Source organism: Alteromonas sp. 1_MG-2023 (assembly GCF_030547075.1).
Lineage (GTDB): Bacteria > Pseudomonadota > Gammaproteobacteria > Enterobacterales > Alteromonadaceae > Alteromonas.
In genome coordinates, this window is the sequence record NZ_JAUOQH010000025.1 from 13830 (window position 1) to 36271 (window position 22442).

22 protein-coding genes are annotated in these 22442 nt (G+C 42.8%); 17 read left to right on the top strand and 5 right to left on the bottom strand.

Annotated elements, in window-relative coordinates; genetic code table 11:
* Nucleotides 1–166 precede the first annotated feature (166 nt).
* On the top strand, nt 167–730 hold the full coding sequence (locus tag Q4561_RS18715; RefSeq protein ID WP_303462775.1) for a glycine cleavage system protein R: 564 nt from the start codon (nt 167–169) through the stop codon (nt 728–730).
* On the top strand, nt 708–1178 hold the full coding sequence (bcp, locus tag Q4561_RS18720) for a thioredoxin-dependent thiol peroxidase (RefSeq protein WP_303462776.1): 471 nt from the start codon (nt 708–710) through the stop codon (nt 1176–1178). Before Q4561_RS18715 ends, bcp begins: the two co-directional genes overlap by 23 nt.
* Nucleotides 1179–1390: 212 nt before the next feature.
* On the opposite strand, the gene Q4561_RS18725 is transcribed toward bcp, so the two are convergent.
* Entirely contained in the window at nt 1391–2479 is a 1089-nt protein-coding gene (locus tag Q4561_RS18725) for an AI-2E family transporter (protein ID WP_303462807.1), read from the bottom strand.
* Between the two features lie 280 nt (nt 2480–2759).
* Between Q4561_RS18725 and Q4561_RS18730 the strand changes: the two genes are divergently transcribed.
* The gene (locus Q4561_RS18730) at nt 2760–4229 is read left to right on the top strand and encodes a M48 family metalloprotease (protein ID WP_303462777.1); all 1470 of its coding nucleotides are present in this window, start codon (nt 2760–2762) and stop codon (nt 4227–4229) included.
* Between the two features lie 90 nt (nt 4230–4319).
* Here Q4561_RS18730 and Q4561_RS18735 read toward each other — a convergent pair whose 3' ends face one another.
* Nucleotides 4320–4805, bottom strand: coding sequence for a TlpA disulfide reductase family protein (locus Q4561_RS18735; protein ID WP_303462778.1), 486 nt, complete (start codon nt 4803–4805; stop codon nt 4320–4322).
* A 398-nt stretch (nt 4806–5203) separates the two neighbouring features.
* Here Q4561_RS18735 and arsC point away from each other — a divergent pair, with 398 nt between their 5' ends.
* The 3 genes from arsC to Q4561_RS18750 are packed head-to-tail and all read left to right on the top strand — an operon-like array spanning nt 5204 to nt 6619.
* A complete protein-coding gene (arsC, locus tag Q4561_RS18740; protein WP_303462779.1) occupies nt 5204–5557 on the top strand; it encodes an arsenate reductase (glutaredoxin) in 354 nt (117 codons plus the stop codon).
* Nucleotides 5557–6210 carry an NAD(P)H:quinone oxidoreductase gene (gene wrbA / locus Q4561_RS18745; RefSeq protein ID WP_303462780.1) on the top strand — a complete coding sequence of 218 codons (654 nt, stop codon included), beginning with the start codon at nt 5557–5559 and terminating at the stop codon, nt 6208–6210. The genes arsC and wrbA overlap by 1 nt, the downstream gene beginning before the upstream one ends.
* Nucleotides 6200–6619: a DUF2069 domain-containing protein gene (locus tag Q4561_RS18750; RefSeq protein ID WP_303462781.1), complete on the top strand. Its 420-nt coding sequence runs from the start codon at nt 6200–6202 to the stop codon at nt 6617–6619. Before wrbA ends, Q4561_RS18750 begins: the two co-directional genes overlap by 11 nt.
* 30 nt (nt 6620–6649) lie before the next feature.
* Here Q4561_RS18750 and hda read toward each other — a convergent pair whose 3' ends face one another.
* Together hda and Q4561_RS18760 are read right to left on the bottom strand one after the other, a co-directional pair.
* The gene (gene hda / locus Q4561_RS18755; RefSeq protein ID WP_303462782.1) at nt 6650–7384 is read right to left on the bottom strand and encodes a DnaA regulatory inactivator Hda; all 735 of its coding nucleotides are present in this window, start codon (nt 7382–7384) and stop codon (nt 6650–6652) included.
* Nucleotides 7385–7394: 10 nt separating this feature from the next.
* Entirely contained in the window at nt 7395–8723 is a 1329-nt protein-coding gene (locus Q4561_RS18760; RefSeq protein WP_303462783.1) for a DUF2066 domain-containing protein, read from the bottom strand.
* Nucleotides 8724–9000: 277 nt separating this feature from the next.
* Between Q4561_RS18760 and purM the strand changes: the two genes are divergently transcribed.
* From purM to Q4561_RS18785, 5 genes are all read left to right on the top strand, one after another.
* The gene (gene purM / locus Q4561_RS18765) at nt 9001–10041 is read left to right on the top strand and encodes a phosphoribosylformylglycinamidine cyclo-ligase (protein ID WP_303462784.1); all 1041 of its coding nucleotides are present in this window, start codon (nt 9001–9003) and stop codon (nt 10039–10041) included.
* Complete coding sequence (purN, locus tag Q4561_RS18770) at nt 10038–10688, top strand: phosphoribosylglycinamide formyltransferase (protein ID WP_303462785.1); 651 nt, start codon at nt 10038–10040, stop codon at nt 10686–10688. Before purM ends, purN begins: the two co-directional genes overlap by 4 nt.
* A complete protein-coding gene (locus tag Q4561_RS18775; protein WP_303462786.1) occupies nt 10648–11391 on the top strand; it encodes a DUF3108 domain-containing protein in 744 nt (247 codons plus the stop codon). Before purN ends, Q4561_RS18775 begins: the two co-directional genes overlap by 41 nt.
* Before the next feature lie 305 nt (nt 11392–11696).
* A complete protein-coding gene (gene fadE / locus Q4561_RS18780) occupies nt 11697–14159 on the top strand; it encodes an acyl-CoA dehydrogenase FadE (protein WP_303462787.1) in 2463 nt (820 codons plus the stop codon).
* Nucleotides 14125–14832 carry a CAP domain-containing protein gene (locus tag Q4561_RS18785; RefSeq protein WP_303462788.1) on the top strand — a complete coding sequence of 236 codons (708 nt, stop codon included), beginning with the start codon at nt 14125–14127 and terminating at the stop codon, nt 14830–14832. Before fadE ends, Q4561_RS18785 begins: the two co-directional genes overlap by 35 nt.
* A gap of 126 nt (nt 14833–14958) precedes the next feature.
* Here the strand turns inward: Q4561_RS18785 and Q4561_RS18790 are convergent, their stop codons facing one another.
* Nucleotides 14959–15594: a response regulator transcription factor gene (locus Q4561_RS18790; protein ID WP_303462789.1), complete on the bottom strand. Its 636-nt coding sequence runs from the start codon at nt 15592–15594 to the stop codon at nt 14959–14961.
* 175 nt (nt 15595–15769) lie between these two features.
* Here Q4561_RS18790 and cmoA point away from each other — a divergent pair, with 175 nt between their 5' ends.
* The 6 genes from cmoA to Q4561_RS18820 all read left to right on the top strand — a co-directional run bounded on the left by cmoA (nt 15770) and on the right by Q4561_RS18820 (nt 22399).
* Nucleotides 15770–16498: a carboxy-S-adenosyl-L-methionine synthase CmoA gene (cmoA, locus tag Q4561_RS18795; RefSeq protein ID WP_303462790.1), complete on the top strand. Its 729-nt coding sequence runs from the start codon at nt 15770–15772 to the stop codon at nt 16496–16498.
* A gap of 134 nt (nt 16499–16632) precedes the next feature.
* A complete protein-coding gene (gene cmoB / locus Q4561_RS18800) occupies nt 16633–17616 on the top strand; it encodes a tRNA 5-methoxyuridine(34)/uridine 5-oxyacetic acid(34) synthase CmoB (RefSeq protein ID WP_303462791.1) in 984 nt (327 codons plus the stop codon).
* Nucleotides 17617–17711: 95 nt separating this feature from the next.
* The gene (locus Q4561_RS18805; RefSeq protein WP_303462792.1) at nt 17712–18593 is read left to right on the top strand and encodes a kinase; all 882 of its coding nucleotides are present in this window, start codon (nt 17712–17714) and stop codon (nt 18591–18593) included.
* Nucleotides 18593–19402, top strand: coding sequence for a mannosyl-3-phosphoglycerate phosphatase (locus Q4561_RS18810; RefSeq protein WP_303462793.1), 810 nt, complete (start codon nt 18593–18595; stop codon nt 19400–19402). The genes Q4561_RS18805 and Q4561_RS18810 overlap by 1 nt, the downstream gene beginning before the upstream one ends.
* Before the next feature lie 12 nt (nt 19403–19414).
* Complete coding sequence (locus tag Q4561_RS18815) at nt 19415–20638, top strand: glycosyl transferase (protein WP_013784255.1); 1224 nt, start codon at nt 19415–19417, stop codon at nt 20636–20638.
* Between the two features lie 6 nt (nt 20639–20644).
* Nucleotides 20645–22399, top strand: coding sequence for a sugar phosphorylase (locus Q4561_RS18820; protein ID WP_303462794.1), 1755 nt, complete (start codon nt 20645–20647; stop codon nt 22397–22399).
* Nucleotides 22400–22442 lie beyond the last annotated feature (43 nt).

Sequence of the window (22442 nt, forward strand, 5' to 3'; positions counted from 1 at the left end):
ATATGAGCGCACATGGTAAATATGTCGGTAGCTAAACACAAGCTATCTCACGCCTAAATGACAAGAATTTGACAATAATCTGCATCAATACTAGAAAAAGCCGCTGGTACTAAAAAAAAACTCTATGCTACCATCACCCAATACGTTTCCTGTGATGTAGGTTTTAATGTCTCAGCACCAACTGATTGTTACCATTTTAGGTACAGATAAAACGGGTATATTAAGCGAAATTGCGACCACGGTATCAGAAGCCCAGTGCAACATTTTAGATAGCCGCCAAGCCGTTTATGGTCAAGAGTTCTCACTTACTATGATCATAGAAGGCTCGCAGTCTGCCATCACTCGTGCTGAGTGTACGGTACCTCCCCTTTGCCAACGCCTCGATCTGCTTTCCATGATGAAACGTACCAGTCACCACGAAAAGCAAAATCTCGATCATTTATTTCACGTTGAGTTCAGCGGCGAAGATACCGCTGGCCTTATTGAAGCGGTTACCGGCTTTTTTGCAAAACGTAACGCGTCGATTAGCGCATTCAGACAAGCCACCTATAAAGCAGCTAAGTGTGTAAATGAATGTATGCGCTGCAAGTTCGTTGTGAATATGCCTGCTTCTGAAGATTTTGCTGCACTAGAATCAGAACTAACTGCGTTATTTGAAGAACTCAATGTAACCGGTAAAGTTGTAGATAAACATATTAAGGAATCAAATGAACACGCTTCAAGCTGGTGATAAAGCACCACAATTTTCACTTCAAAACCAAAATGATGAAACCGTTACTTTATCTGATTATTTAGGCAAAAAAGTATTGGTGTATTTTTACCCTAAAGCCATGACACCTGGCTGCACCGTTCAAGCTCAAGGCTTACGTGACAGCAAAGACGCATTAGATGGCTTAAATGTAGAAGTGATGGGTATTAGCCCAGATGCAGTGAAGCGCTTGCCAAAATTTGCTGAAAAAGAAAGCCTGAACTTTACGTTATTGTCTGACGAAGACCATGCAGTGGCTGATGCATTTGGTGTATGGGGTTTGAAAAAATTCATGGGTAAGGAATACGACGGTATTCACCGCTTAAGCTTTTTAGTGGATGAAAACGGTGTAATCGAACACGTATTCAACAAGTTTAAAACCAAAGAGCATCACACGGTAGTTTTAGATTATTTGGCTGATAACAAGTAATTCCTGTTATGCGTGTTATGTCAGGCTCGGTATCAGTACTGATTTGGAATTGATAGGTATTGATTCAAAGCTAATAGAACTGATTAAACAACGCAAATAACTAGCGAAAGCATCCAAATTCGTGAGTTAAAAAAGAAGGGCGATAGTTCACACTACCGCCCTTTTTCTATATACACGCTCTGTGCGTTAGCACAAATTTCACTTTCGACGAATTAAACGTTTTCTACAACAGGTATTTCTGCGGGTATCTCGGCAGGATTGCTCGACCATGCGGTTATTAACGCTTTTACTAGCGTTGCCAACGGTATCGCAAAGAAAACACCCCAGAAGCCCCATAGGCCACCAAATACCAGCACTGCAATAATAATATACAGTGGGTGTAAGCTTACTGCTTCAGAGAAAAGCAATGGCACCAATAAGTTTCCATCTAACGCTTGAATAATGGAGTAAGCAATAAATAGATACCAAAAGTCAGGTGTTAAGCCCCATTGAAACAACGCCATTACGGCAACAGGAATAGTGACAACTGCTGCGCCAATATAAGGAATAAGTACAGAAATACCTACCAACACACCCAGTAATATGGCGTAACGTAAATCCATGAACGCAAAGGTGACACATGACACTAAACTTACAATTACGATTTCGATTACTTTGCCACGAATGTAGTTGGCAATTTGCGAGTTCATTTCATGGCCAACTTGGCTAATTAACCGCCGCTCTTTAGGTAAAAGGCGTGAAATGCTTTCTAAAAAATACATTTTGTCTTTTAGCATGAAAAACACCATTAGCGGCACCAGCACAGCGTAAACAAGCAACGCAGCTACATTCGCTATATTACTAAACGACGCTGATATTAGCGTTTCACCTACACCCACCAATTTTTCATTCAAGCCTTCCATCATTTGATGAATTTGGTATACCTGAACGTAATCAGGGTATTTGTCTGGCAAGGTTAAGATCCAATCTTGTGCTTTTTGCCATATTAACGGTGTTTCTTGAATTAAATTAATACTTTGCCGTGTAACGATGGGCACTAGCCCTATCAACATAAAGATAACTAGCGTAACAAAACCCAGTAGCACAATGCCGCAAGCAATAGCTCGACTGACACCAATTCGAACCATATGGGTGACAGGCCAATCTAACAAATAGGCAATGATGGCAGCCACTAACACAGGCATGATTAACTCACCCCACAATAGCAGCGCGGCGGTTGTTATTAGTATAAGGATAAGCAGCATCGCTGCATCAGGATCGGAAAATTTGCGTCGGTACCAGCGACCAAACACATTGATCATAAAAGCTTCCTGAGAAATTTTAAGAATAGGATACGCATCATAGTGTAAACACTCATCATCGGGCAATACACTTTCCATTAAAATCAATCTGGTAAGACGATTAAACGTTAATGCAACTGTACAATTACCATGGTTAATTATTATTACAGAATTACACTAAAACTGGCATTAACCTACTTATCTAGGCAGAATAATAAAATTCATAGCAAATAATTGAAACTGAAATGCAACTTTGGTGCTCTAATACGTATTACAGTATTGTTCAGTTAATAACAGGTACATGAAGAAAAGGTTATCTAAAAAACTCGTTGTGCTGTCTTTCCTTGTTACAGCAAGCTTGTCGAGTATTGCGCAAGACGCGAATTACAGTAACAAAAATGCGCTACCTGAAATAGGCGTAGTAGCTTCCGACGCCATATCCTTAGATAAGGAAATGATAGTTGGCGATGCTGTTATGCGCCAAATGCGAGGCCAAAGCCCGCTAATTGCAGATCCTGTTTTAGATGAATATCTTCAAGATTTAGGTAACCGCTTAGTTATTCACGCCGAAAATGCTAAATTTCCTTTTCGTTTTTTCTGGGTAGATAACGATGCCATTAACGCCTTTGCCTTCTTTGGCGGCCATATTGGTGTTCACTCAGGGTTAATGCGCCGAGCAAACACGGAAAGTGAATTAGCTTCGGTACTGGCTCACGAAATATCTCACGTAACACAACGGCATATTGCCCGTAGCATGCAAGCACAGCAGCGTTCATCGCCACTTGCTATTGCATCGTTAATTGGGGGCGTTTTAATTGCCATGGCCAGCCCTCAGGCAGGTATGGCAGCAATGCAGGCGGGTCAAGCCGCCTCTGTGCAAATGCAAATCGACTATACTCGCTCGAACGAGCAAGAAGCTGACCGCATTGGTATTGCGATGTTGTCTCGCGCGGGGTTTGATGCCAATGGCGCTGCAGATTTCTTTTCCATTATGGCTGAGGAATACCGGAATGTATCTCGTCCGCCAGCACGCTTACTAACTCACCCATTAACCGAAACCCGTATTGCCGATGCCCGTTCACGTGCAAATGATTACCCTTCTCGCTTTGTACCTATAAGCAAACAATTTGAATTAGCTAAAGCCAGAATAATGGCGCGATACTCGTTTGAACCCGAGTACGCCGTTGAGTATTTTACTGCTCAGGTTGAAGCGCAGGTTTATCGCGTGAAAGAAGCTTCGCTGTATGCCTTAGCGTTAGCCTACATGCGCACTGAAGAATACGACAAAGCGCAAGACATCATTATGGGTGATTTGTTAAGCAAAGATGGCGGCAACTTATTTTACCTTGATGCTGCTACAGACATTTATATTGCTAAAGGGGAACCGTTAAAAGCGGTTGAGATGCTGTCGCCTTACGTAGAAAACAGCCCACGCAATCAAGTTTTAGCGTTAAACCAAGCAAATGCCATGATAAGCGCAGGTCAATATGACAATGCAATCAGCTTATTAAAAGACTTTTTGCTGGTAAACGATGAATACCAAATTGCTTACCAGCTTATGTCTGAAGCCTATCAAAAAGCCAAGCGTTTCTCGCAGATGCATCAAAGTAAGGCAGAAGTTTATGCGTTATATGGCGCTTATAGCCGTGCGGTAGATGAACTGCAATACGCTTATAACTTTGCCAAAGATGATGACCATCTTCAAAAGCAACGTATTAGAGCGAGAATAAAGCAATTTAGAGATCAAGAAGAGCGATTACAACGGCTTTAGTATACGCCTACTGCGTTCACAGCGACTGCATTCACAGCGACTACATTCACAGCGACTGCATTCACAGCGACTGCATTCACAGCGACTGCTTCACAGCGACTGCAGCTCGTGAATTTTGTCGGTAAGAATGTCAGCAGTAACTTCGCCTAAGATTTCGGCTCGTACCTGCCCTTCAGGACCAATAATATAAGTCGCCGGTAAATACGGCGGCTTACTGATTGGAAGATGTGTTTCTTCGTTAGCCATTATCACATTCAGTGTAATTTCAAACTTATTCATCATTACCTGTAAATCGCTAACAGGCAGTACGTCGTAATTAATCGCGAACAAATGCGTTTTCGGCGGCAAGTTTTTATTTAACTGATGTAGCTCGGGCATTTCTCGTAAACACGGTGCGCACCAAGGTGCAAAGTAATTAATGATGACCCAATCACCTTTTAAATCGCGCCATTTGTACTGTTCCCCTTGAAGGGTTTCAAAGTCGGTTTGGCTGTATTTGTAAAACCAAACTCCAGCCGTTACCGACAGCAACATTACCAGTGCAATAAGTAGCCCTTGCTTCATAGAGTTTGACATGTTTTGTACCTCTTTTACTTTTAAAACAGCGGTATACTTGCTACCCCTCATGGTGTGCAAACATGCCTTGCTGTGTTTTTAATAGCAAGCTTTTTCAATCGAGCGCTTTATGCATCAAATCATGCACTCTACTTATTGTACCTTACGTTATGAGCCTAAAGTTATAAGCCTAAAGTTATGAGCCTTAATTTATACGCCCGAAATTGTACGCGTATCGCTATTTGCTTATTTTCACTCTATTACGTGCTCTTTCACTCTTAACGGGCTTAAACGCCATTAATATTGAGTTACTATCACCCATTAGGCACTGACGCCTCGAAAAACACCTTGAAAAACACTTTCAAACAAGCAATAGTCAGCGCCAAAATTTGGCAACGATTAAACAACGAGGCGACACTATGTCTTCGGTTACTATATTACATAACCCGCGCTGCTCTAAAAGCCGCCAAACCTTAGCCTTACTGCAAGAAAAAGGTATATCACCTACCGTAGTAGAATATTTAAAAACGCCGCTAAGCCTTGCTGAACTTAACACCTTGTTCGGGCAGCTTAACGTCGACACTGTGCGCGACATGATGCGCACTAAAGAAGATGCTTATAAAGCCATGGGCTTAGGTGCTAAAGAAACCACTGACGAGCAGCTTTTCGCTGCCATGGTAGAAAACCCTAAGTTACTTGAACGCCCGGTAGTGATAGCTAACAATGCAGCGCGTATCGGAAGACCACCAGAGGCAGTGTTGGACATCTTATAATGGGCCCTATTTTAATTCTTTATTACAGCCGCCATGGCAGCACGAAAAAGCTGGCTGATGCTATAGCGCAAGGCGCGATTGCTGAACTATCAAGTCGAGCTGTATCAGCTACATCAGCCGTGAAAGCTGAAGTAATAGTGCGCAGTGTAGCAAGCCTAAATGCTAACGCTGACGACGCAAGTTCAGGGGTTAAAAACCCAAATGCTGCGCCTATAGTTACTCTACAAGAGCTTGAGCAGTGCAGCGCCCTTGCGCTAGGTAGCCCAACCCGATTTGGTAATATGGCTGCGCCAGTTAAGCAGTTTTTAGATAACACCAGCAGCCAATGGTTAAAAGGGTCGTTAATTAACAAGCCTGCCTGTGTATTTACGTCGAGTTCTTCAATGCATGGCGGCCAGGAATCTACGTTACTTTCCATGATGCTGCCTTTGTTTCATCACGGTATGGTGATGTGTGGCCTTCCCTACAGTGAACCTGCGCTTCATCAAACTCGAAGTGGTGGCAGCCCTTATGGCGTGAGCCATGTCGCCCTCGACAGTACAATTACGCTTACTGAAGATGAAAAATCTTTATGTATTGCACAAGGTAAACGTCTGGCACAATTAGCCATCGCACTGTGGTTATCGCAATCGGAGAAAACACATGACGCCTAATACCCGTTTTTATCGTTATTTGGCACTCGTTTGTCATAGCTTATTAATCTTTTGGATTATTGCGTGGCAGTTTTTTCTGAATAAAACCCTTACCTATTCGCCAGTATTTATTACTCTGGTGTATTTAGTGCCGCTATTGCTGCCTTACAAAGGCATTATTCAGGGCAAGCCTTATACGCATGCTTGGGCAAATTTTGTTGTACTGTTTTACTTAATGCACGGATGTACGGTGGCGTATGCGGTACCTGAAGAGCGTTGGTACGCAGCATTAGAAATTCTGCTTTGTGTTGGTATGTTTGTTGGTTGCAGTGCTTTTGCTAGAAAGCGTGGCCGCGAGCTAGGTCTTGGGCTTAAAAAGCTTAAGCAAGTGATGCAGGAAGAGAAAGCGCATTTCGAACCAGGGGAATAAATAGAAAGCGGGGCTTGTTAAATTAGTAAATTAAAGCCCTAATTCCCGCTTTACCATAGCGACGGAGAGTTTTTTTTGTTCTTGTAATGAACGGGTATCCAGCCGGGCAAGCAAGCTCAATAAACTACGCAAGTCTCTGTCGCTGTGATGCAATAAAAATTGCAGCGCTTGCTCTGATAAACGCAATCCCCGCTGATGAGCACGTAATCGCACCACTTCTTTGCGTGACTCATCATCTAACCCCGCTAAATGATAAATAACGCCCCACGCAAGCCTAGAGCTTAAATCCGGCAATTGAAATGCAGGATTCGATGGGCCTTGCTGGCTGCTACCCACAATCAGTGCATTCGGATTTTCGATTACGCGGTTAAACAGGTCGAATAAGGCTTCTTCCCATCGCGGCTGTCCGGCTATGCCATGAATATTATCTAAACAAATAACCGATAAGTTTTCTAATCCATCGAAAATATCAAAAGACCATTGCGCGTGGTGATTTAAGTTTAAATAAAGATGGTTAACATTTTGCTGCGCCAGTTGATGGCATAAGGCATACAGTAAGTGACTTTTGCCAAGCCCCTGCCCACCAAGTAAGGTAATAAGAGGAAGGTGTAACGCAGATAAAGAAGCCAAAGACTCCGCTTCTTGCCATGCAGGCATAGCGCTTGGAATACACTTAAGCAACGCCACCACTTCTAGGTTTCCCGTATCAACAAAACTATCGAAGGTTTCATCTGTGGGTAGCGTTACGGGAAGAGTCAGCTGCATAGCAAGGTGATCATTCATTCCAGTAAAAGGTATATCCTTCTACAACTTGACCGAAGGCATCGGTAACAGGCCTTAGTTTAGATTCTAATCTTACGGTATTCAGTAAATCGTCAGGTGTACCCAGCAACGTTAAGTTATAAGTTGCGACTGAGCCTGTCTGCCCCGTAAGCATAGCCTCTTCAATAACACTTAAGCTTTTCAAGTAGGCATTCGCATTTGCGTATTTTTTCAATGAGTCTAAATTTGCTACCGACACAGAAATTTGAATTCGCTCTGCATCAACGGCGCCTGGAATGACCGCATATTGTGACGATAAATAATTGGCATAGGCATCAACCAATTGCTGAGTTAATGAGGTAGGCTCGTCGGCAAAAATAGAACCGTAGCTTACCTTACCATTACCTACAAATACCCAGTCGAGTGCATATTCACCTTCTTGTGCTTTTTGCGCGTATTGGGTGAATTCATCCATGGTAAATGGTGGCATTTCTTTCGCTTCATTCACCATAGAGCCTGAAGCATTACTGTCACCATTTTTACCTATTGCGCCAGCATCTACGCCAGCATCACTTAAGTCCATCTGCCCACTAACCGGCTGTTCACTTTGATCGCCAGAATCATTCATATTAGTGGGCATATCATTATTGGTATCGTAAGCGTTTGCTACTTCTGAAGGTAACCCTTCAGGAATTGACGGCATCTCGCCTGGCTTATTTTTATACAGGCGTGCACCGATAATATTATCAACACCATAACGTTGCGACGATGACGTAAGAGACTGTACAAACCTGCCCCACACATCATAAATAGAAATACTGGCCGAATCAGTTAAGTCCATTAGCGGAAGGCTTACCGGCACACCGCGGGTTTTCGCGGTATTAACTAACATTTCACCAACGGGGGTTGGACGGCCTTCATCTAAAATAATTCGTTCTTTGTCGTCGGTTTCTGTGGCCAGCCACACAATAGTTTCTGGTCTGCGCTCGCCCCACAAAGGAAGGCCTTCACGCTTCATTAATTCAGTAAGCTTAGTTTTATCGAATTCGGCCACATAAAAGGTTTCATTGGCTGCATAGGTAAAACGATACGAGCGAAGGTAAGCTTCTGGGTTTCTTAGCGCAGCCCGTACACCGGCATTTTGCAACACTGTGGTGTTACCAGACACTTTTACCATCACTTGGGTGAGTGCTTCTTTTAACGCGCTGGATTGCGTTTTTTGACTCTGATCGCTAACAGGTATCTGTGCTTCATTAACTACTATCTGTTGGGTAGCATAGGCATTTATTGAACATACCGTTATTGCTAAACCTACACCACGAATTAATTGTCGCTGAAACATACGCCTAATTTTCCTGTTCCGATTAGAAATCAATTTCTTCACTACTCCACTGCAGCGCTAAAAGATCGTAGCGGCTATTCTCTGACATATTCATGTTTATTTCATCAACAAAAACAAAAATCGCCGCCTGTTAGGCCGAATAAATATTAATTCATACTCAAATTACACTTTTTTCACATGATCTGACCCTTATCCGCCTTAGTCAATTGGACTTGTGGTGACTTACTGGTAGAATCCGCGTTTTTCTACCTCTTACTCTTAGTTCTAGGGCGCAAACGTGAGCGAAAATAAAACCTCTCTTAGTTATAAAGATGCTGGTGTCGATATTGATGCGGGAAACCAACTTGTCGACCGTATTAAATCCGTTACTAAAAGGACTCACCGTCCGGAAGTAAAAGGAAACCTTGGTGGGTTTGGCGCATTATGTTCGCTTCCAACGAAATACAAGAACCCGTTATTGGTTTCTGGAACCGATGGCGTGGGTACTAAACTTCGTGTTGCTATGGACGCAAACCGTCATGATGGTGTGGGTATCGACTTAGTCGCCATGTGTGTTAACGACCTTATTGTACAAGGTGCAGAGCCTCTATTCTTCTTAGACTATTACGCTACTGGCAAACTAGATGTTGATGTTGCTGCATCGGTAGTTACCGGCATTGGTAATGGTTGTGAGCAAGCTGGATGTGCCCTAATCGGTGGTGAAACCGCTGAAATGCCGGGCATGTACCACGACGGCGATTACGATATTGCCGGTTTCTGCGTAGGTGTGGTTGAAGCTGAAAACGTTATCGACGGCACTAAAGTAAAACCAGGCCAAAAACTTATCGCATTAGGATCATCAGGCCCTCACTCGAACGGTTACTCGCTGGTTCGTAAGATTTTAGAAGTGAGCAGCGCCGACGTAAACCAAGATTTAGACGGCAAGCCGCTTATCGAGCATTTACTTGAGCCTACCCGCATTTATGTGAAGTCTGTTCTAGCATTGCTTGAGAAAGTTGAAGTTAGCGCTATTTCACACATTACTGGCGGCGGTTTCTGGGAAAACATCCCACGCGTATTGCCTGATGATGCAAAAGTGGTTATCGACGAGAAGAGCTGGCAGTGGCCTTCAGTATTTAGCTGGCTGCAAGAGAACGGTAACGTTACTCGTCACGAAATGTACCGTACGTTCAACTGTGGTGTTGGCTTGGTTATCGTGATTGACGAAGCGGATGTTGATACTACTATTGCTACGTTGAAAGCACATGGTGAAAACGCATGGGTAATTGGTGACATTAAAGCCAAAGATGGCGAGCAGCAAGTTGAGATAAACGCGTGAGCACGTCATCAACTAAACTCTGCGTTTTAATATCGGGTAATGGCAGTAACTTACAGGCTATTATCGATAACATCAGCGCTGAAAAACTTGATGCTGAAATATGCGGTGTGATTAGTAACCGCCCTAATGCGTATGGTTTAACACGCGCAAAGGAAGCCGGCATTAACGCAATCAGTCTTGATCATATGACCCATGATAGTCGCGAAAGCTACGACAAGGCTTTGCAAGCTGAAATTGAATCACTAAACCCTGATTATATCGTGCTTGCAGGCTTCATGCGTATCCTAACGCCTGAGTTTGTAAATACTTTTTCTGGAAAATTAGTGAACGTTCATCCATCTTTGTTGCCCAAATACAAAGGTTTGAATACACATCAGCAAGCTATCGACAACGGCGACGAAGAACATGGCGTAAGCGTGCACTTTGTCACACCTGAGTTAGATGGCGGCCCAGTTATCATTCAAAGCCGTGTTCCGGTTTTCGAAGATGACACTGCGGTAGACTTAGCTGATCGTGTTCAAGAACAGGAGCGTCGCATTTACCCATTAGTGCTTTCTTGGTTTAGTGCGGGGCGACTTAAGATGGTAAATAATAAGGCTATCCTAGATGAGCAAGAACTCCCAGAATCGGGTTATGCAAACGAATAAACGCGGCTTCATTGCAGCGTTTTTATTGGCTTTTGTGGGCGTCAGCGCCCACGCAGCCAATGTATCAGAAAACAGTCTTCAGCCCTACGAAGCCGTTTATACGGCGTATAAGTGGGGAGATGATGTGGGCGAAGCACATATCAAACTTGAAGCGTTGAGCAATGCACAATACTCCCTCACCTACTCTTCTAAAGTCTCTAAATTCTTTTTATCAGACAAACGCTATGAGCACTCTATCTTTAAGGTAGAAGACAGTGCTGTGTTACCTATTGAGTATCATTATACTCGCACCGGTACGGGCCCAGATAAAAACCTTACCGTAAACTTTAATACCAATAGTGGTGGAAAAGTAGTGGTTAAAGATGGTGATGAGTTTGCTTGGAATGGTCAATTTGATAATCAAATATACCGTGTCGATTTAGCTAACCAGCTAGCATCTGGCGAAACCAACCTCACTTACGACTTTGTTAACTATCGAGGAGAGTTACGTACCTACGGTGTAGAAGTAGTCGGTAATGAAAATTTATCATTACCTTATGGTGAGTTTGAAACGGTTAAAGTGAAACTTATTCGTGACTCTAAAACCCGCGAAACCTTTGCGTGGTTTGCACCTTCGTTAAATTATACGCTTGTGCGATTGCAACAATTTAAAGATGGTGAAGAGCAAGGCGACATTAAGTTGAAGTCTTATACCAGCGAGTAAACTTAAGATACACCTTCAATAGGCGGGGATCTGCCCGCCTATTTCCATTTTTCTTTTCTATTTTCATTATTCGAGTGTTTCACTCAACCTAGCTGCTAGCCCATAGCTATAGCGTTCTAGCGCAAACTATAAGCGTTAGTTTTAATGCAAAATTCATGTAAAAATCTTGATCTTTGGGCCATTAAATAATAGGTTTAACCCATGCTGGTCTGACCTCAAATTTATCGTTGCGCAGAATCTTACGTAATGAACCAAAATAAGAGGAACGATTAGCGTTACATTTAACGCCTTCTCAGGAGCGAAGTATGGCAGATTTTATTTGGTTTTTACTGGTAGTGTTAGCTCTGGCTGTTGCCAGCTATCAACGTACCAGCTTAGTAACAGCAGTGTGTATCGCTGGTGGAGTTATGATTTTAGGAACTCTATTTGGTGATATTGGTTTACTTGGTTGGATAGTATTCCTTGCACTTACACTCCCGTTTACCCTTTCTAATATTCGTCAGCAGCACATCACTAAAAAATTATTGGCGTTTTACCGTAAAGTAATGCCAGAAATGTCTAGCACTGAACAAGAAGCTATCGATGCGGGTACAGTTTGGTGGGACGGTGACATTTTCAGTGGTAAGCCTGATTGGGATAAACTTCACCGCATACCTAAAGGACGTTTAACCGCTGAAGAGCAAGCGTTTCTAGACGGGCCGGTTGAAGAAGTATGTTCAATGGTAGATGAGTGGCAGATTAACCATAAAGATGCCGACTTATCTCCTGAAATTTGGGCATTCCTTAAAGAACATAAGTTCTTTGCTATGATCATCAAAAAAGAATACGGCGGCTTAGCGTTCTCTGCATTTGCTCAGTCTCGCGTTCTTCAAAAGCTAGCCGGTGTTAGCGCAGTACTTTCAAGTACTGTTGGTGTTCCTAACTCGTTAGGCCCAGGTGAGCTACTTCAGCACTATGGAACGAAAGAACAACAAGATCATTACTTACCTCGCCTAGCGGCTGGTGAAGAAGTACCTTGTTTTGCTCTAACTGGCCCTGAAGCGGGTTCAGATGCTGGCGCAATCCCTGATGTAGGTGTTGTGTGCAAAGGCGACTGGAACGGTGAAGAAGTGCTAGGTATGCGCCTTACTTTTGATAAGCGTTATATTACTTTAGCACCTGTCGCTACCGTTATCGGTTTAGCGTTTAAGCTTCAAGATCCAGACGGTTTGTTAAGTGAGAATAAAGAGCCAGGTATTACTTGTGCACTTATTCCTCGTGATACAAAAGGCCTAGAAATTGGTCGTCGTCACTTTCCGCTGAATACGCCTTTCCAAAATGGTCCTATTCGCGGTAACGAAATATTCGTTCCAATCGATTACATTATTGGTGGTCCGGCAATGGCAGGTAAAGGCTGGCGTATGCTGGTTGAATGTTTGTCAGTAGGCCGTTGTATTACCCTACCGTCTTCTGCTGCTGGTGGCGCTAAGTCGGTATCATTGGCAACCGGTGCTTATGCACGTATTCGCCGTCAGTTCCGTATGCCTGTTGGCCATATGGAAGGCGTAGAAGAAATGCTAGCCCGCATCGGTGGTAATGCCTACTTGATGGATGGTGTAACACGTTTTTCTACCGTAGGTGTAGATTTGGGTGAGAAGCCGTCGGTTATATCGGCAATTTGTAAATATCACCTTACCGAAAAAATGCGCCAGATCATTAATGATTCTATGGACATTCATGGTGGTAAAGGCGTAATGCTTGGGCCAAATAACTATTTAGGTCGTGGTTACCAAGGTGTACCGGTTTCAATTACCGTTGAAGGCGCGAACATTCTTACTCGTAACATGATGATATTCGGTCAAGGCGCTATGCGTTGTCACCCTTTCGTATTGAAAGAAATTCAAGCCGCGTCAATTGAAGACAAAAAAGAGAGCATTGCAGCATTTGATAAAGCCGTATTTGGTCATATCGGCTTTGCAGTTTCAAATACGGTTCGTAGTGTTTGGTTCTCGTTAACTAGCGGCGTATTCAGCAGTGCTCCTTTTGCCGATGAAACAGCTCACTATTACAAACTGTTACAGGGCTACAGCGCTAACCTAGCGCTACTTACCGATGTTTCTATGGGTGTGTTAGGCGGCGACTTAAAACGTCGTGAGCGTTTATCTGCACGCTTGGGTGATATTTTAAGTGGCTTGTATCTAGGTAGTACTACCTTGAAGCGTTTCGACGAAGATGGTCGTTTGAAAGAAGACTTACCGCTACTTCATTGGGCTATGCAAAACACTTTGCATGACATTGAAACAGCCATTGATGACTTCTTAGCTAACTTCCCTAACAAGGTTATTGGTGTAGTACTTCGTGGTCTTGTTATTCCGTTTGGTCGCCGCGTTGGTAAACCTTCGGATAAAACTGAACATGCTATCGCGCAAATGCTACAAACGCCTTGTAGCGCACGTAGCCGCTTAGGTTATGGTCAGTACCTTGCTCGTGAAGAAGGTAACTTGTTTGGTGACCTAGAACAAACCCTTGATGACGTGTTAGCTGCTGAGCCAATCTTTGAACGCATTTGTAAACATAAGAAAGCGAAACTGCCTTTCACCCGTTTAGCGGCGTTAGCTGATGAGGCACTTAGCGAAGACATCATTAACGAAGAAGAAGCTGATTTACTTCGCCGTACAGAAGCAGGAAGACTAAGAACCATTAACGTGGACGATTTCGATCACGAAGAATTAGTGGCAAAAGTGAACTCTTCTAGTGAAGCGAAAAAACGAGGAGGCAAAGCTGCTTAGCTTAATCCTCCCTAAAAAGGGCCGCTTTGGCGGCCTTTTTTTATGCATCAAAACCACTGTTTTACTTCTGTTATCGTGGCTAGTAAGCATTTCTGCTTACGCTACACCCCAACCTACCCTTGTCGAATTACCCTATTCAACATTTACTTGTGGTAATTCAAAACAAGCTATTAATCTTGCCAACCTTATTGTTAATGATGAAAACCAGCAACGTACTCATATTCGCTGTAACCCTACTCTAGTAGCAATTGCCGAAGAGAAAGTTAATGATATGGCCCAGCGCGGTTTTGTGTCGCATTTCCTAGGGGGTAGCCCAAATACTCGTTTAAGAAACGCTGGTTTAACCCTTCCGTCATATTACGGTAGTGCCATGAGTAATCAGGTAGAAGCACTGGCTGGTGGGTATTCAACAGCGAAAAAAGTGTGGCATGGGCTAAAGAGTTCTTATTCTCACAAACAACATTTATTAGGTGAAATACCCTTTTATGTTGAACAAAATGAGATTGGTGTAGCATTTATTAAAGATATAAAAACTCCTCATGTAGAGTATTGGGCTATTTATATCACCAAGCTTAATAGCCAGACTAACAGCACCCTATTTACCGAGATCCCCGATAAAGGCTTAGGCATAGTTACTGAAGGTGGAGAGATTACTGAGGGTGGAGACAACTGAAGGTAAGGTGATTACACCTACTCAGTAGCTATTTTTTATAGGTTTAAGGCAAATAGTAAAACAGACGCACACAAAAAAGCCGGTGTTTATTGAAACACCGGCCTTTTTATTTATTTTAGTAACAAACTAGCTAAGTTGTAACTTATCCATCAATAGTACCGCTTGGGTACGAGTGTTGATTTCAAGCTTACGTAAAATAGCACTGATGTGTGCTTTAATCGTTGCTTCTGTTACATTCATTTCGTGAGCAATTTGCTTATTCATTAAGCCTGCACGTAAGAATGATAATACTTGAATTTGCTTAGGTGTTAGCTCTCTAAAGCGCTGAAGCAATAGTTTCAACTCATCGTCTACTTTTTCAAGCTCATCTTCCATGCCTTCAGGAAGCCATTTTTTACCCGCTATAATATCAACAATAGCTTGTGCCATTTCACGAGTTGCAGATACTTTTGGAATAAAACCTTGAGCGCCAAGGCTCATCACTTGCGCGACGACTTCTACAGTATCACTACCTGACACTACGCCAATTGGAATATCAGGGTATTTTTCACGTAAAGAAATGATGCCGTTGAAATACTCACCGCCAGGCATATTAAGATCTAATAAGACCAATTCAATACCGTCGTATTCACCTAAAATAGCTAGCGCAGCATCTAAGCTTCCTGCTTCAAGAATTTGTGCGTTTTCAAAATAAGGTGCTAATGCTCCGCTGAGTGCTTCGCGAAACAATGGATGATCATCTGCTACAAGAATTCTTGTCATTAGCGTTGTTGCTTCCTTTAGTTCTTATATCTCTAGGTTAATACTTTAGACCTAATTCTAAAAGCCCTATTAGTGAAAAATCACCGCTTTCTTTGATTTTTTTACGGTTTTCCATTGGCATTTGTATTTGTGAGGGTAAAATTGCCGACCAATTCTAGCTAGCCGGGTACATCTTGTGCAGAAACACGACAGACTATATGCAAATCCTCTTAACAAAGTAGCTGACTTTACTTTTGATGAGTCGGTCGTTGACGTTTTTCCCGATATGATTCAACGCTCGGTACCTGGCTATGAAACTATTGTTCATACTATCGGCGAGCTAGCTAAATCGAAAGTAAAACCAAACTCACGGGTTTACGACTTAGGTTGCTCTTTAGGTGCGGCCAGTTTATCAATTGCACGGGCTACGCAAAACGTTCCTTGTGAAATTATTGGCATTGATAGTTCAGACGCCATGGTTGAGCGATGCCGACGTATGGTACAAGCGTTTAATCTACCCAACCCTATTACCATCGTTCAGCAAAATGCACAGGACACTCAAATAGAAAATGCCTCCATGGTAGTAATGAACTTCACCCTACAATTCATTCCGCCTGCAGACAGAGAAGCGTTACTCAAACAAATCTACAATGGCTTGAATGAAGGTGGCGTGTTAATTCTTTCTGAAAAGATTAAGCACCCTACCATAGCTGGCAATGAACTATTGATAGACCTACACCACCAATTTAAGCGCGACAATGGCTACAGTGAATTAGAAGTCAGCCAAAAGCGCGCCGCTATCGAAAAGGTGATGTTGACCGACACATTCAGTGAGCACGAAACCCGCTTAAAGTCAGTGGGCTTTAAAGATGTCGTGATGTGGTTTAAGTGTTTTAACTTTACATCATTGGTAGCAATAAAATAGTTGGCAATGCGGTTAAGTGGGTACTAATACCCCAAAAATACCCAAAAAAAATACCCCACGAACATTTATAATTAGCATTCCGTAATTGAGCATTAAAAATATTGTGAGTCACAATTAAGAACACCGAGAACACGATGACAAAACCTGAATCAACATGGTTTAACGACTGCTACAAAGCTATTCTAGATACGCCTTTAAGCCATTGGCTTGAAACACTGCCAGCACAAATGAGTGAATGGCAAAAAAGTCAAAAGCACGGTGAATTCGATAAGTGGTGTCGTCTACTTTCAAAAATTCCTTCTACTACTCCTTCATCGACCACTTTAGTTGATGAAGTACGTATTGGTAGTGCGCATGATATTGACCAATATACTCAGAAGAAAATATTGGGTTTACTGCAACAATTCATGCCTTGGCGAAAAGGCCCCTTTCATATACACGATATTCATGTAGATACCGAATGGCGTTCTGATTGGAAGTGGGATCGTGTTTCCCCGCATATATCGCCACTTAAAAGCAGAACGGTACTAGATGTGGGTTGCGGTAGCGGTTACCACATGTGGCGTATGCTAGGCAGTGAGGCTTCTCGCGTAGTTGGTATCGACCCTACCCAGTTGTTTTTAATTCAATTTCAGGCCATTAAACATTTCATTCCAAGTGATCGCATTCATTTTCTACCATTAGGTATTGAAGAGATGCAGCCGTTGAATGCGTTTGATACGGTATTTTCAATGGGGGTGCTCTATCACCGCAAAGATCCTATTCAGTTTCTTACCCAACTTAAACATCAGCTACGCAAAGGTGGAGAGCTGGTATTAGAAACCTTGGTAGTAGACGGTGACGCACAAACGGTATTGATGGCGGGCGAGCGCTATGCACAAATGCGAAACGTGTGGTTTTTGCCAAGCACAGACGCATTAACTGTATGGCTAGAGCGATTAGGCTTCGAAAATATTCGGGTGGTAGATAAAAACTTCACGACGTTAGATGAACAACGTGCCACTGAGTGGATTGAAGGTCAGTCGTTGAAAGATTTTCTCGACCCTGAAGATATTACTCGCACCATTGAGGGGTATCCTGCACCACAACGAGCCGTCATTGTCGCTAATCGTAAATAAGTTCAGCCCTATGTAATGCAACTGAGATGTTGGCATAAATGTTGTAACCTTTCTTCCCCATGATGTACGTTTTCTGCATTTAATAGGGTTGCAACATGGATATTCATGGGTTTTTAAAGACACATCAGCTACCAAGTACGTATGCGGACACTGCACAAAAATGGTTCATACCATTATGCGAACGGCTAGTTAAGCACCAAGAAGGTGCATTAAAATCAAATAAAGCCCCATTGGTGGTCGGTATAAATGGCTGCCAAGGTTCCGGGAAATCCACACTTACTGATTTTATTAGCGCCTATTTAACCAGTATCTACGCTAAAAAAGTGGTCAGCCTCTCCATAGATGACTTTTATTTAGATAAATCTCAGCGAAATGCATTATCTATCAAGGTTCATCCTCTTCTTGCGACTCGGGGCGTACCGGGCACCCATAATATGCCCCTGGCGCTTAATACGTTCAAGCAACTTCAAGGTAGTGGTCAAGTATCCCTACCCCGCTTTAATAAAGCGATTGACGACCCTTTTCCGCATAATCAGTGGCCTGTAATTTCAGCCCCACCAGATATCATTATTTTGGAAGGCTGGTGCGTTGGTGTAACACCTGAACAACCCGCAGATATTAAGCAACCGATAAATAGTTTAGAAGAAAACCAAGATCCCCTTGGTATTTGGCGTTCATTTGTTAATACTGAATTGGCGGGCGAGTATCAAACCTTGTTTGACCAAATCGATTATCGGGTTATGTTAAAAGCACCTTCTTTTGAGTGCGTTTACCATTGGCGCTTAGAACAAGAACATAAACTTGCGATGGCAACACAGGGCGCATCTACAGGCGTAATGTCAGATGAACAAGTTGCACAGTTTATACAGAATTACCAAAGACTCACCGAGCATGCACTTAAAACATTGCCTATAACATGCGACACCGTGTATTCGCTTGATGAAACAAGAACAATAACCGGCGAGGAAGTAAAATAATGACAAGAACGCTCGTTTTCACCGATATGGACGGCACGCTGTTAGACCACCATACTTACTCCTTTGAGGCGGCGAAACCTGCTTTAACAGCGTTAGAGTCACGCGATATACCCGTTATTCCAACCACCAGTAAAACCTTTGCCGAGCTACAGCCTTTACGAGAGCAAATTGGCCTAACTGGACCATTTATCATTGAAAACGGTGCAGCGATCTTTATTCCACATGGTTTTTTCAAAAAGAAACCTAGTGGGACCGTGTGGGTAGATGGCTACTGGTGTAAGTCGTTCATTTCCAATAAAAATTATTGGATAAAACTCTTGGATAAAATCAAAGCTGATTTTGAAGGCGAGTTTAAACAGTTTTCCCAAATGAGTTTGGAAGAAATTCAAAGCAGTACTGGCTTAGATGAAGCATCTGCCGCCCTAGCAGCTAAACGTCAATTTGGTGAACCAGTACTTTGGACAGGTTCTGACGAAAGTAAACAAAAATTCATAGCGGCAGTTAAAGATCGCGGCGCTTACCCTTTAGAAGGTGGACGATTCATTCACGTATCGGGCAACTGCGACAAAGGACAAGCCCTTAAATGGCTTGCCGCTGAATACCAACGACAACATGATACTCATGTTAAGACCGTCGCCCTTGGCGATGGAAAAAACGATATTGCTATGCTTGAAGCAGCACATATCGCGATACGAATTTTATCTCCGGTAAATCCTCCGCCTTCCGTTAAAAAAGACGAGGTTTATACCAGCACGTTGCATGGCCCAGAAGGCTGGAACGAAATGCTAACTCAATTGCTATCCCTATAATCAGGAGGACACATGGCTGATTTTTATCAAAACGGTGTGGTTACAACTTTACATAATCTTTCTCGTAGACCAACAGAGGAACTAGAAGCCGAGTTACTCCGCTTTTCACAGAAACGCCCCATGGCGCTTATTTTGCCATCACTATTCTCAGAATTAGAAGGTGATGCCTTACCTCATATTGTTGATGAATTGACAGGCGTACCCTATTTATCTGAAATCGTTATTGGTCTGGATAGAGCCGATATGGCGCAGTACAAACATGCGCTTAAGTTTTTCGACAAACTGCCTCAACATCATCGCGTGCTGTGGAACGATGGCCCGCGCTTGAAAGCCTTGGATGAAGAGCTACAATCAAAAGGTCTTGCCCCTAAAGAATTAGGGAAAGGTCGTAATGTTTGGTATTGCATGGGCTATGTATTAGCATCAAACCGTGCTGAGTCTGTTGCTCTGCATGATTGCGATATTGTGACTTACAACAAAGACTTGTTGGCGAAGCTTATTTACCCAGTCGCGAACCCGAACTTTAACTATGAATTCTGTAAAGGTTATTACGCCCGTGTAGCGAACGGCAAAATTAATGGCCGAGTATCTCGCTTATTGGTAACGCCATTATTACGCGCACTTAAACGCATTATGGGCGATAACGAATACCTTGAGTTTATGGACAGCTTCCGCTATCCACTCGCCGGTGAATTCTCATTCCGCCGTGATGTGCTAAACGATATTCGTATACCAAGCGACTGGGGCTTAGAAATTGGCGTACTGTCTGAGATGCATCGCAACTATTCGCACAACCGTCTTTGCCAAGCCGACATTTGTGATATTTACGATCACAAACATCAAGATTTGTCGCTTAACGATGAACATGGTGGCTTATCTAAAATGTCTATCGATATCACTAAAGCTATCTTTAGAAAGCTAGCTACTCAAGGCTATACCTTTAGTAATGAAATGTTCCGCTCTATCAAGGCGACCTATTTCAGAATTGCACTAGACTTTATTGAGACCTATCACAACGATGCAGTAATGAACGGTCTTACTCTTGATATACATAGTGAAGAAAAAGCAGTTGAAATGTTCGCCAGTAACATCATGAAAGCTGGTCAGAACTTCTTAGAAAACCCAATGGAAACCCCTTTCATTCCAAGTTGGAACCGAGTAACCAGCGCTGTGCCAGATATTCTCGAGCGCTTGCTGGAGGCCGTTGAAGCTGACACCGCAGAATTTATGGAGTAATAGACAATGACATGGCAAGTACTCCATGACAAAGTGAAGCACCATCTAGAATACATCTATGCAGACGTGCCTCTTGAGCATTCCTTAGAAAGCTTAACCATGTCTTTAATGGAAACTATGGGCATTACGCCTGAAGATGATATCGACCTTCCTCAATCCCATTCTAATTATTGGGATGAGGAAGACGTTATCATGATCACCTATGGCGATAGCGTTATTGATGCAGACGAGCGGCCGCTCGTCACTCTCAATCGATTTTTGAATCGCTATAGTAAAAACACCATTAACAATGTGCATATTCTGCCATTTTTCCCATACAGTTCAGACGATGGCTTTTCGGTTATCGACTATTCAAGTGTGAATGAGGCCCTAGGCAGTTGGGACGATATTGAAGCCATTGCGAAAGACTACGGGTTAATGACTGACTTAGTGATTAACCACTGTTCTGCACGCAGTGTATGGTTCGATAATTTTATCAAAGGTGAAGGGCCTGGTTCAGACTTTTTCTTTACCGGTGACCCTGCTGACGACTTGTCTATTGTTACCCGCCCTAGGGTTTCACCGCTGTTGCGTGAAACAGAAACCAAAGATGGCACTAAACATGTCTGGTGTACTTTCAGTCACGACCAAGTCGATTTTGATTTCAGGAACCCTAAGGTACTTCTTACGTTCATTGATATCATTCGTTTGTATATCGACAAGGGCGCCAAGATTTTCCGCTTAGATGCGGTCGCATTTTTGTGGAAAATTGTAGGCACCAACTGTATTAACCTGCCGCAGACCCATGAGGTTATTAGGTTAATTCGTACCCTAATTGAACATGTCGACCCGTCTATTATAATCATTACTGAAACCAATATTCCCAATAGGGAAAATTTGACCTATTTCGGTAATGCTAATGAAGCCCATGCTATTTATAACTTTTCATTACCGCCCTTATTGGTAAACACCTTAGTAACCGGTAATTGTAAGTACTTAAAGAGTTGGATGATGAGTATGCCGCCAGCGCAAAATGGCACCGCGTACTTTAACTTTATTGCTTCACACGATGGTATAGGTCTGCGCCCTGCCGAAGGGTTATTAGACGACGAAGAAATCTCTGAGTTAGTGCATACCATGCAAAACTTTGGTGGCAAAATTTCATGGCGCGCTTCAGATCATGGGCAACAAAAGCCTTATGAGATTAATATTACTTTGTTCGATGCCCTTCAAGGGACAACTAAAGGGCCTGATAGATGGCAAATTGACAGATTTATTTGTGCTCACGCCATCATGCTTGGCATGGAAGGTATTCCAGGCATCTATATTCATAGTTTATTGGGAACGTCTAATGACTATGAAAAAGTGGCCAATACCGGTCAGAACCGTTCTATAAATCGTAGACGCTGGGATTTTAAGGAACTAGAAGCATTACTTGATTCACCCTACTCCCAGCATCATAAGGTGTTAACCAGGTTGTCTCAGCTAATTCGAATTCGCAAAGCACAGCCAGCATTTCACCCGAATGCGACGCAGTTCACATTGCAGCTTAATGAAAGTATTTTCGGTTACTGGCGTCAAAGCTTGGACAGAAAACAAAGTATTTTTTGTATTAGTAATGTGTCCGATGAAGAGCAAACTATTTTACTGTCGGATATTAATCTAATTGGTACCGACAACTGGATAGATTTGGTAACTCGTCAGCAAATTGCGTTATCTGACGCCTTTTTGCAGCTAAAACCCTACCAAGTGCTTTGGATAAGTAACCAAGACTTTGAGTAAATTCATATTCTTAACCTTTTTATTCACCTCTTCCAAACGGCGC

Excerpts from the sequence above, each read along its gene's own strand:
- Q4561_RS18715 (WP_303462775.1), top strand. The coding sequence starts at position 167 with ATGTCTCAGCACCAACTGATTGTTACCATTTTAGGTACAGATAAAACG.
- bcp (WP_303462776.1), top strand. The coding sequence starts at position 708 with ATGAACACGCTTCAAGCTGGTGATAAAGCACCACAATTTTCACTTCAA.
- Q4561_RS18725 (WP_303462807.1), bottom strand. The coding sequence starts at position 2,479 with ATGATCAATGTGTTTGGTCGCTGGTACCGACGCAAATTTTCCGATCCT.
- Q4561_RS18730 (WP_303462777.1), top strand. The coding sequence starts at position 2,760 with ATGAAGAAAAGGTTATCTAAAAAACTCGTTGTGCTGTCTTTCCTTGTT.
- Q4561_RS18735 (WP_303462778.1), bottom strand. The coding sequence starts at position 4,805 with ATGTCAAACTCTATGAAGCAAGGGCTACTTATTGCACTGGTAATGTTG.
- arsC (WP_303462779.1), top strand. The coding sequence starts at position 5,204 with ATGTCTTCGGTTACTATATTACATAACCCGCGCTGCTCTAAAAGCCGC.
- wrbA (WP_303462780.1), top strand. The coding sequence starts at position 5,557 with ATGGGCCCTATTTTAATTCTTTATTACAGCCGCCATGGCAGCACGAAA.
- Q4561_RS18750 (WP_303462781.1), top strand. The coding sequence starts at position 6,200 with ATGACGCCTAATACCCGTTTTTATCGTTATTTGGCACTCGTTTGTCAT.
- hda (WP_303462782.1), bottom strand. The coding sequence starts at position 7,384 with ATGCAGCTGACTCTTCCCGTAACGCTACCCACAGATGAAACCTTCGAT.
- Q4561_RS18760 (WP_303462783.1), bottom strand. The coding sequence starts at position 8,723 with ATGTTTCAGCGACAATTAATTCGTGGTGTAGGTTTAGCAATAACGGTA.
- Q4561_RS18775 (WP_303462786.1), top strand. The coding sequence starts at position 10,648 with ATGAGCAAGAACTCCCAGAATCGGGTTATGCAAACGAATAAACGCGGC.
- fadE (WP_303462787.1), top strand. The coding sequence starts at position 11,697 with ATGGCAGATTTTATTTGGTTTTTACTGGTAGTGTTAGCTCTGGCTGTT.
- Q4561_RS18790 (WP_303462789.1), bottom strand. The coding sequence starts at position 15,594 with ATGACAAGAATTCTTGTAGCAGATGATCATCCATTGTTTCGCGAAGCA.
- cmoB (WP_303462791.1), top strand. The coding sequence starts at position 16,633 with ATGACAAAACCTGAATCAACATGGTTTAACGACTGCTACAAAGCTATT.
- Q4561_RS18805 (WP_303462792.1), top strand. The coding sequence starts at position 17,712 with ATGGATATTCATGGGTTTTTAAAGACACATCAGCTACCAAGTACGTAT.
- Q4561_RS18810 (WP_303462793.1), top strand. The coding sequence starts at position 18,593 with ATGACAAGAACGCTCGTTTTCACCGATATGGACGGCACGCTGTTAGAC.
- Q4561_RS18815 (WP_013784255.1), top strand. The coding sequence starts at position 19,415 with ATGGCTGATTTTTATCAAAACGGTGTGGTTACAACTTTACATAATCTT.
- Q4561_RS18820 (WP_303462794.1), top strand. The coding sequence starts at position 20,645 with ATGACATGGCAAGTACTCCATGACAAAGTGAAGCACCATCTAGAATAC.